Origin of the sequence: Streptomyces sp. NPDC059866 (assembly GCF_042731325.1) — a bacterium.
Lineage (GTDB): Bacteria > Actinomycetota > Actinomycetes > Streptomycetales > Streptomycetaceae > Streptomyces > Streptomyces flavusporus.
Genome location: NZ_JBHWJT010000003.1, coordinates 249,495 through 263,629, shown reverse-complemented (window position 1 = coordinate 263,629; position 14,135 = coordinate 249,495). Strand labels below are relative to the sequence as shown.

The following is a 14,135-nucleotide window of genomic DNA, read 5'->3' as shown; positions in this document are numbered from 1 at the left end:
GACGCCTGTGGACAACCCTCGGGCGGTGGGCGTCAGGCGACCCGGGGCAGGTCCGCCTGGCGCACCTCGTGGGCGAGGGGCAGGCCCGCGGCCAGGCGCTCCAGCTCCTCCACGACGATGCGGCCGAGGCGCTCGAGTTCGTTGCCGAGCGAGCCCGCGATGTGCGGGGTGAGGAAGACGTTGGGGAGCCGGTAGAGGGGCGACTCGGCGGGCAGCGGCTCGGGTTCGGTGACGTCCAGAACCGCGCTGAGGCGGCCGGAGAGCAGTTCGTCGGTGAGGGCGTCGTGGTCGACGAGGGCACCCCGGGAGGTGTTGATGAGGACGCCGCCGTCGTGGATGAGCGCGAGGCGTTCGCGGTCCAGCATGTGCTGGGTCTCGGGGATGTCCGGTGCGTGCAGGCTGACGATGTCGCTGCTGCTCAGCAGGTCCTCCAGGGACACGGACCGGGTGCCGAGCGCGGCGGCCTCGGCGGCGTTCACGTAGGGGTCGTGGAGCAGGACCTCGAAGTCGTACGGACGCAGCAGCTCGAGGAGTCTGCGGCCCACGCGCGAGGCGCCGATGACGCCGACGCGGCGGCCGAGGTTGCCGGTGGCGGCGGTCTCGGCGGGGGTCGGGTGGGCGTGCGTGGCGCGGAAGCGCTCGCGGTGCGCGAAGGCGTCCTTGCCGGCCAGCAGGATCATCGCGAGCGTGTACTCCGCGACCGGCAGGGCGTTGCCGGTGACCGCGCTGGAGACGGTGACGCCGCGCTTCCACAGGGCCTCGCCGACCAGCGAGCGGACGGAGCCGGCGGCGTGCAGGACCGCGCGCAGGCCGGGTGCCGCGGTGAGGGTGTCCTCGTCGAGGTGCGGGCAGCCCCAGCCGGTGATCAGCACGTCGGCGCGGGCCAGCTGCGCTGCGGCGCCGGGGGCGGTGAAGTCCCGTACGACGAACGTGGGGTCGATCTCGGCCGTCTGCTGCAGCCGTGCCACCAGGGGCTCGGGGAAGAGCAGCGGGAGATGTACCGGATCCATGGCGAACACGGCCCGGGGCAGCGGGGCGCTGGGCATGGCACTCCTGAAGAGGGAGGGGTGGTTAGAAACATTTTCTGAAAGCGTCTTCTACCGTAGATCCGCAGTCGATGGAGGGTCAATCGGCGGAACGGGGCGGAAGATCCGCAAGTTTTCGGGTCGCCTGCCGCGGACGCCGACGTCACGGTGGGGGACGGGTGCCGGGGGCGTCCGCTCCGCGAGATGTGGGCAACCGGTTGTCGGGGTGGCCGCCCGGTTTCGCGCCCGTGGGGCGATCCTGGGTTCGCGCTGGTCAGCGGTCAGTTGAGGCTCGCCGTCGGGCCTCTTGGGCGGGTCACCGACGTGTCGTGGAGCTTTCGAAATCGTGCGAGGAGTCTTGACGCGCCCTCCGGACGGGCCGAAGCTCTGGCCACTCGGTCATAGCAACCGGTTGCTACTTGTTACTGCGGCCAGATCCGCGATCCGGCCGTGCCGTGCTCCCCGAACCAGAAGGTGAGGCCCCATGCCTTCCCACGCCGGTGCTCCCCCCAGCCGCCGCCGGTTTCTCGCCCTGTCGGCCGGCGGTGCCGTGGCCGGTGCGGCGGCGCTGAGCGGTTGTGCGATGCAGGTGTCCACCGGGGTCAGCGGCTCCGGCGAGACCGTCACCGTGATGGTCAACTCCGGGGACATACTCACGGAGCAGGTCCAGCAGGCCAAGAAGGACCTCGGCATCAAGATCAAACTGGTGAAGTACGACATCACCAAGCTGATCGCGATGCTCACCAGCGGCAACCCGCCCGACCTGGTGCGCGGCGTCGGCGCGGTGGAACTGCCGTACTTCGCGGCGCGGGACGTGGCCGAGGAACTGGACCCCTACTTCGCCCGGAGCAGCGTCCTCAAGCCCGACGACCTGGACCCCGTCAACGACCTGTGGCGGTTCGACGGCCGTACCCAGGGCAAGGGCCCTCGCTACGGCATGGCGAAGGACTTCTCGCAGGACTCCATGTTCTGGTACAACACCGCGGCCTTCGACAAGGCCGGTGTCGACTACCCGCCGGAGACCGACCCGGTCACCTACGAGGAGTGGCTGGACAACGCAGAGCGTCTCGTGCAGCGCAAGAGCGGCCAGACCACCGTCTTCGGCGGCAGTTTCAACGGGCTGACCCGGGTCACGCTCCTGGCGACCATGACGGCGTCCGCCGGCGGCAGCCTCTTCAGCGACGACTTCTCCCGGGTCGACTTCACCACCCCCGAGGCCCGCAAGGCCCTGGCCTGGTACATGGACTACGCCAGGACCAAGGTCGGGCCGAGCCTCATCCAGCCCGACCCCAACGGCTGGGACGGGCCCACCTACCAGGCCGGGCGGCTGGCCATGTCGAACGCCGGCTACTGGATGGGCGGCATGATCTACCCCGACAAGAAGCTCGCGGAGGTGTCCCGCCTGGCCCCCGCCCCCGTCTTCGCGGGCGGCCCGCGGATCAGCGCCTGCCAGGGCGGTACCGGCCTGTGGATGCCGCGCGGGGCGAAGAACAAGGACGCCGCATGGCGGGTCTTCGAGTGGTTCTTCGGCGAGGAGCCGGCCAAGGAGCGCGCCTCCGGCGGCTGGGGCATCCCCACCTTGAAGTCGCTGCGTTCGCTGATGCCCGCCCAGGAGGACTACCAGAAGCGGGTGCTGGAGGCACAGAACAACGAGCTGAAGCATTTCTCGGTCGTCTCCTTCACTCCCTACACCAGGGCGGACGCGATCGACGCCCTCTTCAACCAGATCGCCCCCGCCGCGATGAACGGCCAGATCTCCGTCGACACCCTCGCCGGGCGCCTCAACTCGGCCATCAACGAGCAGATGAAGCGCGGTAAGGAGCAAGTGGGATGACGGTCGACCAGATCTCCTCCGTCGCGGACCGGCCCGGCGCCGGCGCGCACGCCGGACGCGCACCGGCCACCGGCGGGCCGCGGATCTCCATGACCGCGCGCAGGCACCGGGCGTTCTACATGTTCACCTCGCCCTGGATCATCGGGTTCCTGCTGCTGACCATCGCGCCGATGGTGTACGCGCTGTGGCTGAGCTTCACCACGTTCGACGGCATCTCGCCCCACTGGCGCTACGTCGGACTCGGCAACTACCGCGAGCTGCTGAACGATCCGGTGACCTGGGACGCACTCGGCCGCGCGGGCCTGTTCGCCGTGACCTCGGTGCCGTTGTCGATCATCGCGGGGCTGGCCCTCGCGGTCCTGGTCAACCGGCCGATCAAGGCGCGCGGCCTGTTCCGTACCCTGCTGTACCTGCCCGCCGTGGTGCCGCCGGTGGGCGCGGGCCTCGCCTTCAAGTTGCTCTTCGACCAGAACTCCGGTGCCGCCAACGGCGCCCTGACCATCTTCGGCATCGACGCCGTGGGCTGGCTCGCAGACCCCTACGCCCGCTACGTGCTGCTGATGACTGTGCTCTGGGCCGCCGGAAACATCATGATCATCTCGCTGGCCGGCCTCCGGGACGTACCCCGGGAACTCCACGAGGCCGCCCGCATCGACGGGGCGAGCGCCTGGCGCACCTTCCGCAGCATCACCGTGCCGCTGCTGTCACCCGTCCTGCTCTTCCAGACGGTGACCGGAATGATCGCCTCGGTGCAGACCATCATGCCGCTGCTGCTGGCCCCGCTCGGTGACACGAGCGGCGTCACCACGGTCCCGCAGTCCAACTACCTGTACATGATGCACGTGTTCGCGCAGTACTTCGCGCTCGGCCGCTACGGCTACGCCTCCGCGCTGCTGTGGGTGCTCTTCGTCCTGATCCTCATCGTCACCGGACTCATCTTCAAGTTCACGTCCGGCGCGGTGTTCTACAACGTCGACCCGGAGGCGAAGAAGTGACCGCCACCAGTCTGCCGCCCAAGCCCTTGACGACCGACGTGCGCGTGCGGGTGCGCGCCAAGCGCCTCGTCCTCTACACGGTCCTCGTCTCCGTCACCGGGCTGTTCCTCGGCCCCTTCGGCTGGCTGGTCCTCTCCGCCCTGAAGACCCAGGGCGAACTGGCCGCCTCACCTGTGCACTGGCTGCCCGAGGTCTTCCAGTGGCACAACTTCGCCGATGCCTTCCACCAGATCGACTTCCTCGGCTACGCCCGCAACTCACTGATCATCGCCCTCCTCTACGCCACGCTCGTCACCCTGAGCTCGGCCTGGGTCGGCTTCGGCTTCGCCCGGCTCGACGCGCCCGGCAAGAAGGTGCTGTTCGGCATCCTGCTCGGCTCGATGATGCTGCCCCAGATGGTCACCCTGCTGCCGACCTACCTCATCTTCGCCAAGGTCGGCATGGTCGACACGTACTGGCCGTGGGTGCTGTGGGGCCTGTCCGCAGCCCCGTATCTGGTCTTCCTCTTCCGGCAGTTCTTCGCGGGCATGCCGCGCGAGCTGGAGGAGGCCGCGATCGTCGACGGCTGCGGGTACACGGCGGTCTTCTGGCGGATCTTCCTGCCGCAGTCCTGGCCCGTGCTGTCCGCGAGCTTCATCATCGCCTTCACCTGGACCTGGGGCGACTACATCGCCCCGCAGCTGCTGCTGTCCACCGACCGCACCACGCTCGCCGTCGCCGTGATGACCACCTACGTCAATGAAGGCGGGACGCCCGTCCCCGAACTCCAGGCCGCGGCCTCCGTGATGTACGTCGTCCCGATCCTGCTGATCTTCCTCGTCGCCCAGCGCGGATTCGTCGCCGGCATGTCCACCTCCGGTCTCAAGTAACCAACGCGTCTATTCCTCAAGGGACTTCACCATGAATGACACCCAGAGCGCCGGCCTGACCCGACGCACCGTCATCCAGGCCGCGGGGGCCGCCGCTGCCGCCTACTCCCTGATCGGCACAGCGGCAGGCACTGCCTCTGCCGCGGACGACAGACCGGAGGCCGCCGACCGGCTGGTGATCCACCCCGTGCCGGGCGCGATGCCGGTCAACACCAGCTTCGTCGTCAAGGCCCGTACGCCCGGCGGCCAGTGGAAGCCGGTGCCGGTGCTCCGCGCCACGACGAAGACCATCAACGAGAAGACCGGTTCCGACATCATCCGCCCCACCTCGGTCGCCGGCCTCGACTTCACCGGCACCGTGGAAGTGCAGGTCACCTGGTCCAAGGGCACCATCCCCGCCGCGCGGATACGCCCGCTGTCGTACGGCATCGAGCCCCAGGTCAGCGGCGACACGCTCACCTTCAGCCTGACCGAGCCGCGCAACCTCTCCATCGAGATCGACGGCGACATCTACGGCAACCTGCAACTGCACGCCAACCCGATCGAGAAGAGGCAGCCCGAGGAGGACGACGAGGACGTCATCTACTTCGGCCCGGGCCTGCACACCCCGGCGGGCGGCGTGGTGAAGGTGCCCAGCGGCAAGACCGTGTACCTGGCCGGTGGCGCAGTGCTCAAGGCCCGGGTGGAGTTCGTCAACGTGGAGAACGCCCGCCTGCTCGGCCGGGGCATCATCTGGGACTCCGACGCCGCCACCCTGGTGCAGTTCTCCAGGAACATCGAGATCGACGGCATCCTCGTCCTCAACCCGAAGACCGGCTACTCCTGCACCATCGGCCAGTCGCAGCAGGTCACCGTCCGCAACCTGCACTCCTACAGCAGCGGTCAGTGGGGCGACGGCATCGACGTGTTCAGCAGTGAGGACGTCCTGATCGAGGGCGTCTGGATGCGCAACAGCGACGACTGCATCGCCATCTACGCCCACCGCTGGGACAACTACGGCGACTGCCGCAACGTCACCGTCCGCAACTCCACCCTGTGGGCGGACGTCGCGCACCCGGTGAACATGGGTACGCACGGCAACCCGGAACAGCCCGAGACCATCGAGAACATCGTCTTCAGCAACATCGACGTCCTCCAGCACCGCGAACCGCAGGTCCTCTACCAGGGCTGCTTCGCCCTGAACCCCGGCGACAGCAACCTCATCCGGAACGTGCGCATCCAGGACGTCCGGGTGGAGGACTTCACCTGGGGCCAGCTGTTCAACATGCGGGTCATGGCCAACCGGTACAACGCCTCACCCGGCCGGGGCATCCAGGACGTCTACGTCCGGAACCTGACGTACGACGGCAGGAACGCCATCATGCCGATCGTCGTCGGCTACGACGCCGACCGCCCCATCAAGAACCTCACCTTCCAGAACCTGCAGATCAACGGCACGGTCATCCACGACAAGATGCGCAAGCCCGGCTGGTATCTGACCCCGGACATGGTCCCGATGTTCGTCAACGAGCACGTGAAGGACCTCCGCTTCCTGGACGCCGCCACACCGGCCGCCACCGTGGCCCCCGAGATCACCAGCGCGGGCGAGGTGACGGCCACCAAGAAGCGCATCTTCAACCACCTCGTCACCGCGACCGCGCTGCCGACGTCGTTCGGTGCCGAGGGGCTGCCGGAGGGCCTGAGGATCGACGAGAAGACCGGACTGATCTCCGGCACCCCGCAGGAACGCGGCACCTACACGGTCACCGTCTCGGCCACCAACAGCACCGGCACGGCGACCAAGGCCCTCCAGCTGACCGTGCAGAACCCGTGAGCCAGGAGCGACCCGTGCCTTCCTTCAGCCGACGGACGCTCCTCGGCACGGCGGGACTCGCGGCCATGGCCGGAGGAGGACTGCTGTCCGCCTCCGCCACGCCCGCGTGGGCCCGGGCCGCCGAAGCGGCGTTCGCCTTCGCGCACCCCGGTCTGCTGCACTCCCGCGCGGACCTGGCCCGGATGAAGTCCGCGGTGGCGCAGGGACGCGACCCGATCGCCTCCGGCTTCGCCGCGCTGGCCGCCGACTTCCGTTCCCAGCACACCTACGCCGTCCGCAACACCGGACAGATCACCACCTGGGGCCGCGGCCCCACCGACAACACCAGCCAGGCCGTCACCGACGCGGCCGCCGCCTACCAGAACGCCCTGATGTGGGCGGTCACCGGCGACGTACGCCACGCCGACAAGGCCCGCGACGTCCTCGACGTCTGGGCCGCCTCCCTCACCGGCATCACCGGCGCCGACGGACAGCTCGGAGCCGGGATCCAGGGCTTCAAGTTCGTCAACGCCGCCGAGATCCTGCGGCACAGCGGCTACGACGGCTGGCCCCGGGAGTCCGTGCTGCGCTGCGAGCGCTCCTTCACCGACGTCTGGTATCCGGCGCTGTCCGGCTACTGCCTGTACGCCAACGGCAACTGGGACGTCGCCGCGCTGCGCACCATCCTCGCCATCGCCGTGTTCTGCGACAACCGGGTGATGTTCGAGGACGCCCTGCGGTTCGCGGCCGCCGGGTCCGGCAACGGCTCGGTGCTGCACCGCATCGTCACCGCCGCCGGCCAGGGCCAGGAGTCCGGCCGCGACCAGGCCCACGAACAGCTCGCGGTCGGCCTGCTGGCGGACGCGGCCGAGGTCGCCTGGCAGCAGGGCGTGGACCTGTACGGCTTCGCCGACGACCGGATCCTCGCCAACTTCGAGTACTTCGCCCGCTACAACCTCGGCGACAACTCCGTACCGTTCACCCCCGACCTCGACCGCACCGGCAAGTACCTCAAGCCGACCGTCTCCGACCGGCAGCGCGGAGTGTTCCGGCCGCTGTGGGAGATGGCGTACGCGCACTACGCGGGACGCCTCGGCAAACCCGCCCCCCACACCGAGAAGGTCATCTTCCGGGGCACGGACGGAGCACGCGTGATGGAGGGCTACCAGGAGGACCACCCCGGCTGGGGCACGCTCACCTACGCCGGGACGGAGCCCGCCTCACCCGCCGCGCCGACGGCACCCGCCGGGATCACCGCCGTCGGCGACGACCACGCCGTCACCGTGTCCTGGCTGCCGTCCGCGTGGGCGACCGGCTACACGGTCCGGCGGGCGACCGGCCCGGACGGGCCGTACGAGCGGCTCGCGTCCGGGATCGAGGGGGTGCGGTTCACCGACCACGACGTCCGCCCCGGCCGGACGTACTACTGCACGGTCACCGCCACCAACTCCCTGGGCACGAGCGCGGCTTCCGCCTGGACCGCGGCGACCGCCGGTCTCCCCGCGCCCTGGTCGACCCGGGACCTGGGGAACGTGAGGATCCCGGGCTCCGCGTCCTTCGACGGCGAGCGCTTCGTGCTGACGGCGAGCGGCACCGCGGACACCTACCGGCTCGCCCACCTGCCGCTGTACGGCGACGGCGTCGTCACCGCGCGGATCGTCTTCCCGCTCAGCTCCCAGTACTCCAAGATCGGCGTCACCGTCCGCGACCTGCTCGACCCGGACGCCGCGCACGCCTCGATGCTGATCCAGGGGCTGCCGCTGCACACCTGGAGCGGCGTGTGGAGCGTCCGCCCGTCGGCCGGGGCATCCGTCTCCGGCACCGGCAGCACGCCCGTGCCGCCCTCCCAGCAGCAGGCCATCACCAGCGCCGCGGCGTTCCCGATCTCCGACCTCGGCACGCTGCCGGAGTCGGCGACCCCCCTTCAGGCGCCGTACGTCGAGGGCGCCGGCGACGGCTACCGGCTGCGGATGCCGTACTGGGTGCGCGTGGAACGCAGGGGCCGACGCTGCACCGGCTCCCTCTCCCCGGACGGCATCCGGTGGACCGAAGTCGGCTCCGCCGAGGTCGAGTTGGGGCGTGCGACGTACGCGGGTCTCGTCCTCACCTCCTGCCTGGGCGTCGACGAGGCGTACGCCGAGACCGGCACCGGCGCCTTCGACAACGTCAGCGTGACCTCGTCGGCCACCGGCGAGGTCTGGCACCCGCCACGCCCCACGCGCACCGCCACCGACCTGCGGGCGGCCACCGGCGCCGACGCCGTCGAGCTCAGCTGGAGCGACCCGGACCTCTCGGCCACGTACACGGTGCTGCGGGCCACGGACGCGGCAGGCCCGTACACGACGCTCGCGAACGGTGTCGGCCCGGTCGGCTTCGGCACCCGCATCCGGTACGCGGACGCCACCGGCAGACCCGGCACGACGTACCACTACACCGTCGTCAAGACCAACTCCGACGGACGCGGACCGCGTTCGGCTCCGGCGCACGCCGAGATGCCGACCCCCGCCGAGCCGGAGTTCGTCTCCCAGGACACCGCGTTCGCGAACCGGGGCGACGAGTTCCGTCATCTGCTGCGGGCCGCGCACCAACCCGTACGGTTCACCGCGCGCGGCCTGCCCGACGGCCTGCGCCTCGACCCGCGCACCGGCCTCGTCCACGGAACGCCCACCGAGAAGGGAGAGTTCAGGGTCACGACCACCGCGGCCAACGCGGCGGGCACCGCGACCTCCACCCTCACGCTCACCGTCGGCACCCCACCGCCCGCACCCTGGTCGTACGGCGATCTCGGCGACGTCGTGCTCGACGAGCGCGAACTCGGCGCCCACGGCGTGGTGTCCATCCGCACCCCCGGCAGCACCGCATACGAAGACGGGACCTTCGTGGTGCGCGGCGCCGGGACCGATCTGACCGTCAACAACCAGGGAATGACAGGCCAGTTCGTACGCCGCCCGGTCACCGGCGACTGCGAGATCACCGCCCGGCTCGTCTCCCGCACGGGCGCGAGTGCCGACCGGGTGGGCCTGCTGATGGCCAAGTCCCTGTCGCCGTTCGACCAGGCCGCCGGGGCGATCGTCTCCGGCGGGACGACCGCGCAGCTCATGCTGCGCACCACCGTGGCCGGCCGGTCGACGTTCACCGGCAACGGCACGGCCCGACTCCCCGGCCTGCTTCGGCTGAAGCGCACCGGGACCGCCTTCACCGCAGCCCTGTCCACCGATGACGGCGTCAGCTGGACCCCCCTCGCCGAGGGAGAGATCCCCGGCTTCGGCGACGCCCCCTACTACGTGGGCCTCGTGGTCTGCTCCCGCAGCCCCCTGGTCCGCAGCACCACCGAGTTCGACGAGGTGAGCATCACCGCCATGTAGATCCGCCAAGGAATGGAGATGCACGAATGAGCCGCACTTCCCCCCACAGGCACCTCCACACACCAGAGTTGAGCCGCCGCGGTCTGCTGAAGACCGCCGGCGGCCTCACCGCCGCCCTCGCAGCCGGCGGGTCCGCGGCCGTGCTGGCGGGCAGCACGGCCGACGCGGCCCCCGCGACCTTCACCCACCCCGGCATGCTGCACAACTGGGGCGACATCAACCGGGCCAAGGTCAGGGTGGCCGCGGGCAACGACCCCTGGCTGTCCGGCTGGAACCGGCTGACCGCCAACTCCCACTCACAGTCCACCTGGACGCCCCGCCCCACGGCCACGATCATCCGCGGCGGCGACGGCCAGAACTACCCCCAGCTCTACAACGACATCCACGCCGCCTACCAGAACGCGCTGCGCTGGCACGTGGGCGGCACCGCCGCGAACGGTGACTGCGCCGTGCGCATCCTCAACGCGTGGTCGTCCACGCTCACCACCATCACCGGAAACGCCGACCGGTACCTGGCCGCCGGCCTCTACGGCTGGCAGTTCGCGAACGTCGCCGAACTGATGTGCGGCTACGCCGGGTTCGACCTCAACCGGTTCAAGACGATGATGCTCAACGTCTTCTACCCGCTCAACGACCGGTTCCTCCGCGAGCACAACGACGCCTGCATCACCAACTACTGGGCGAACTGGGACCTGTGCAACATGGCCTCGATCATGGCCATCGGGATTCTCTGCGACGACGGCGCCAAGTACGACCAGGCCGTCAACTACTTCAAGAGCGGCGGCGGCAACGGCCAGATCCAGCGGGCGGTGCCGTTCCTGTACCCGAACGTCGAGGGCTACGACCTCGGCCAGTGGCAGGAGTCCGGCCGCGACCAGGGCCACACCGTCATGGGCATGGGCCAGATGGGCGCCCTGTGCGAGATGGCCTGGAACCAGGGCGACGACCTGTACTCCTACGACGGCCGCCGCTTCATGAAGGCCGCCCAGTACGTCGCCAAGTACAACCTGGGCATGAACGTGCCCTACACCACCTACACCTGGGGCAGCGGCCAGAACTGCGCCCAGCAGTCACAGACGGTCATCGGCTCCGGGTCCCGCGGCCAGGTCCGCCCGGTGTGGGCCATGCTCCACTACCACTACAACCGGCGCCTGTACCTCGACGACAGGTACATCTCCCAGATGTGCTTCTCGGTCGCCCCCGAGGGCGGAGGAGGTGACTACGGTTCCACCAGCGGCGGCTTCGACCAGCTCGGCTTCGGCACGCTGATGTACGCCAAATAGGCGCTGAACCGGCTCGTGCACCGGAATACCTCCGAGCGATGTGATGCTCTGATGTGAACGGTGCACGAGCACGGCGAAGGGCTGGTGGGCGGATGACCGCAGCAGACCTGACGGGCCCCGTGGTGAGCACGCCGTACGGGGCGGTACGCGGCCGGTACGAGCATTCGATCGCGGTGTTCCGGGGCATCCCGTACGCCGCACCCCCCTTCGGGCCGCGCCGCTTCCGGCCCCCGGTGCCGCCCGAGCCCTGGGACGGTGTGCGGGACGCGGGCGCCTTCGGGCCGACGCCGCCGAAACCGCCGTACTCGGAGGCGTTCGCCCAGTATCTTTCGGACCCGGTCGTGCCCGGCGACGACTGCCTCAACCTGAACGTGTGGACCCCCGAGCCGGGCCCCGGCGCCCGGCTCCCGGTCCTGGTGTGGCTGCACGGCGGGGCCCTGACCAGGGGTTCGTCGTGTGTGCCCGTGTACGACGGACGCACCTTCGCCCGCGACGGGATCGTCTTCGTCTCCCTCAACTACCGGCTCGGAGTGGAGGGCTACGGACTGTTCCCGGACGCCCCCGCCAATCCCGGCCTGCGCGACCAGCTCGCCGCCCTGCGCTGGGTGCACGAGTCGATCGAGGCCTTCGGCGGTGACCCCGACCGGGTGACCCTCTGCGGACAGTCGGCCGGCGCGATCAGCATCGGCGCCCTGATCGCCGCCCCGCAGGCCCAGGGCCTGTTCCGGCGCGCGGTCCTGCAGAGCGGGCCGCCCGAGGCGGCCGAGCGGGACAAGGTACGGCGGATGGTGCGCCGGATGGCGACCCGGCTGAAGGTGCCCGCGACCGCCGAGGCCTTCGCCGCCGTCGACCGCGACCTGCTGCTGCGCACCCAGGCCGAGGTGAGCCGGCTCAGCAGCCCCGTGCTGGGCGGGCCGGCCTTCGGGATCGTCGTCGACGACGACATCGTCCCCCGCGATCCCCTTCAGGCCCTGGTCGAGGGCCGGGTCGCCGAGGGCGTGGACCTGCTCATGGGCTGGACCCGCGACGAGTACCGGCTGTGGCTCGTGCCCGGCGGGCTGCTGGAGCGCGTCGACCGGCTCGGCCCGGTCGCCCTGGCCGGGGCCATGGCCCGCTGCCACTGCGGCCACGAGGTCCCGCGCGGCTACCGTGCCCTGCACCCCGAGGCCGGCACCGCGGAGACCGTCGGCCAGCTGGTCACCGACCACCTGCTGCGCATTCCGCTGCACCGCCTGGCCGACGCCCGCCCCGGATCGTCGTACGTCTACGAGTTCGCCTGGCCCTCCCTGCTGCCCGGCCTCGGCGCCTGCCACGCCCTGGAACTCGGGTTCGTCTTCGACACCGGGGAGGTGCCCGAGGCGGCCAAGCTGGCGGGGTGGGGTGCGCCGACCGAGCTGGCCGACGCGATGCACACGGCGTGGGTGCGCTTCGCGGCCGACGGAGACCCGGGCTGGGAGGCGTGGGACGCCACCCGTCCGGTGCGGATCTTCGGCGAAGCCGGGCCGGCGGGAGAGGCCGGTGATCGGGGGGCGTCGGGCGAGCAGAGGGCGCTGAGAGAGCCGTACACCGTGTACGGCCCGCGCGACCGCGAGCTGGCCCTGTGGACGGCCGACGCCACGGCTCGGGAATCCGCGCCCCCGGCCGTCCCCGCCGACGGTGCGGCCGCGCGCCGTGCGGAACTGCGGTCGGTCGCCCGTCTGCTCCGTCGCTCGAGCGGCGTCCGTCGGCAGTGACCGAGGCCGGACTACGGGGGAGGGGGGCTTCAGCCCACCGCACGCACCGAGTCCCGCACCACGACATGCGTGCCCAGCAGCAGGTGCTCGGCCGGGGCGTCCGCGGTGTGGCCGAGGGCGGTACGGACCGCCAGGCGGCCCAGTTCCTGGTAGGGGACGTGCACCGTCGTCAGGGCGGGGTGCAGGTCGCGGGCGAAGGGAATGTCGTCGTAACCGGCCAGCGAAACATCGCCGGGGACGTCGAGGCCCGCCTCGTGCAGGGCGGTGAGCGCGCCCGCCGCGACCATGTCGGTGGCGGCGACCACCGCGGTGAACTCCAGCCCCTCCGCGAGGGCTCGGCGCATCAGCTGGTGTCCGGAGTCGCGGGTGAAGTCGCCGTGCAGGAGCAGGGCCGGATCGGGGTCGACGCCGCGGGCGCGGTGGGCGGCGAGGTAGCCGCGTTCGCGGCCCAGCGCGGTGCTGTGGTCGGGCTTGCCGCCGAGGAAGAGGATCCGCCGGTGGCCCTGGGCCAGGACGTGCGCGACCAGGGCGTAGGCGCCGCCCTCGTTGTCGTACTCGATGACCGTGACCGGCGCCCCCGGGCCCAGCGGCGGGCGGCCGCACAGGACGAGCCGGGAACCCGCCGAGGCCAGTGAGTCGGCCATCCGGCGGGTGCGTTCGCGGTACTCCGGGGTGTCGGCGCCGCCGCCCACCAGGATCACCGCGGCGGCCCGCTGGGCGCGCATCATCTCCACGAAGTCCAGCTCGTGCTGGACGTCGCCCTCCGTGCTGCACACCAGGCACAGATGACCGAGCCGGGTCGCCTCGCGCTCCACGCCGTGCGCCATGTGCGCGAACGACGGACCGGTGATGTCCTCCAGGACGAACGCCAGCGTGGGCGTTCCGACGCCCGCGACCGCCTTGGCTCGCGCGTCGGCGACGTAGTCCAGGTCGCGCACGGCCCGCATCACACGCGTCCGGGTCGCCGAACTCACCGGGTACGCCCCGCCGAGCACGCGCGACACGGTCGACGCGGACACCCCCGCCCGCAACGCCACGTCCCGGATCGTGCTCCGGCTCGCGCTCCCACTCTTGCGCGTCATACCCCACCCCGCCCCTCGCCCCGATCCCTGCTCCCCCTCCGGGAACTGCGGCAACAACGATGGAAACCGGTTCCCGGTGCGGTGAGGCTAGCAGCGCGGAGGGGGCAGGACGAGGTGAGCGGCGGGAGGGGGGAAGGGCCAGGCCGCCGACGGCCGA

9 protein-coding genes are annotated in these 14,135 nt (G+C 70.8%); 7 read left to right on the top strand and 2 right to left on the bottom strand.

The window, feature by feature from the left end:
- Window positions 1–32: 32 nt before the first annotated feature.
- On the bottom strand, window positions 33–1,046 hold the full coding sequence (locus tag ACFV7R_RS05560; protein WP_385260222.1) for a hydroxyacid dehydrogenase: 1,014 nt from the start codon (window positions 1,044–1,046) through the stop codon (window positions 33–35).
- A 463-nt stretch (window positions 1,047–1,509) separates the two neighbouring features.
- Between ACFV7R_RS05560 and ACFV7R_RS05555 the strand changes: the two genes are divergently transcribed.
- The 7 genes from ACFV7R_RS05555 (at window position 1,510) to ACFV7R_RS05525 (ending at window position 12,896) form a co-directional block, all read left to right on the top strand.
- A complete protein-coding gene (locus tag ACFV7R_RS05555; protein WP_385260220.1) occupies window positions 1,510–2,859 on the top strand; it encodes an extracellular solute-binding protein in 1,350 nt (449 codons plus the stop codon).
- Entirely contained in the window at window positions 2,856–3,854 is a 999-nt protein-coding gene (locus ACFV7R_RS05550) for a carbohydrate ABC transporter permease (protein ID WP_385260217.1), read from the top strand. The genes ACFV7R_RS05555 and ACFV7R_RS05550 overlap by 4 nt, the downstream gene beginning before the upstream one ends.
- A complete protein-coding gene (locus ACFV7R_RS05545; RefSeq protein ID WP_385260214.1) occupies window positions 3,851–4,723 on the top strand; it encodes a carbohydrate ABC transporter permease in 873 nt (290 codons plus the stop codon). The genes ACFV7R_RS05550 and ACFV7R_RS05545 overlap by 4 nt, the downstream gene beginning before the upstream one ends.
- Window positions 4,724–4,754: 31 nt before the next feature.
- The gene (locus ACFV7R_RS05540) at window positions 4,755–6,536 is read left to right on the top strand and encodes a putative Ig domain-containing protein (RefSeq protein WP_385260213.1); all 1,782 of its coding nucleotides are present in this window, start codon (window positions 4,755–4,757) and stop codon (window positions 6,534–6,536) included.
- Between the two features lie 14 nt (window positions 6,537–6,550).
- Window positions 6,551–9,880 (top strand): alginate lyase family protein, encoded by a 3,330-nt coding sequence (locus tag ACFV7R_RS05535; protein ID WP_385260211.1) that lies wholly within the window; start codon window positions 6,551–6,553, stop codon window positions 9,878–9,880.
- A gap of 26 nt (window positions 9,881–9,906) precedes the next feature.
- Entirely contained in the window at window positions 9,907–11,163 is a 1,257-nt protein-coding gene (locus ACFV7R_RS05530) for an alginate lyase family protein (RefSeq protein WP_385260208.1), read from the top strand.
- 92 nt (window positions 11,164–11,255) lie between these two features.
- Window positions 11,256–12,896: a carboxylesterase/lipase family protein gene (locus ACFV7R_RS05525; protein ID WP_385260205.1), complete on the top strand. Its 1,641-nt coding sequence runs from the start codon at window positions 11,256–11,258 to the stop codon at window positions 12,894–12,896.
- Window positions 12,897–12,925: 29 nt separating this feature from the next.
- Here ACFV7R_RS05525 and ACFV7R_RS05520 read toward each other — a convergent pair whose 3' ends face one another.
- Window positions 12,926–13,978 (bottom strand): LacI family DNA-binding transcriptional regulator, encoded by a 1,053-nt coding sequence (locus tag ACFV7R_RS05520; protein ID WP_385260203.1) that lies wholly within the window; start codon window positions 13,976–13,978, stop codon window positions 12,926–12,928.
- Window positions 13,979–14,135 lie beyond the last annotated feature (157 nt).

Bases quoted from the DNA above. Each gene is read 5' to 3' on its own strand.
- ACFV7R_RS05525 (WP_385260205.1), top strand. From the start codon at position 11,256: ATGACCGCAGCAGACCTGACGGGCCCCGTGGTGAGCACGCCGTACGGG.
- ACFV7R_RS05530 (WP_385260208.1), top strand. From the start codon at position 9,907: ATGAGCCGCACTTCCCCCCACAGGCACCTCCACACACCAGAGTTGAGC.
- ACFV7R_RS05540 (WP_385260213.1), top strand. From the start codon at position 4,755: ATGAATGACACCCAGAGCGCCGGCCTGACCCGACGCACCGTCATCCAG.
- ACFV7R_RS05520 (WP_385260203.1), bottom strand. From the start codon at position 13,978: ATGACGCGCAAGAGTGGGAGCGCGAGCCGGAGCACGATCCGGGACGTG.
- ACFV7R_RS05550 (WP_385260217.1), top strand. From the start codon at position 2,856: ATGACGGTCGACCAGATCTCCTCCGTCGCGGACCGGCCCGGCGCCGGC.
- ACFV7R_RS05560 (WP_385260222.1), bottom strand. From the start codon at position 1,046: ATGCCCAGCGCCCCGCTGCCCCGGGCCGTGTTCGCCATGGATCCGGTA.
- ACFV7R_RS05555 (WP_385260220.1), top strand. From the start codon at position 1,510: ATGCCTTCCCACGCCGGTGCTCCCCCCAGCCGCCGCCGGTTTCTCGCC.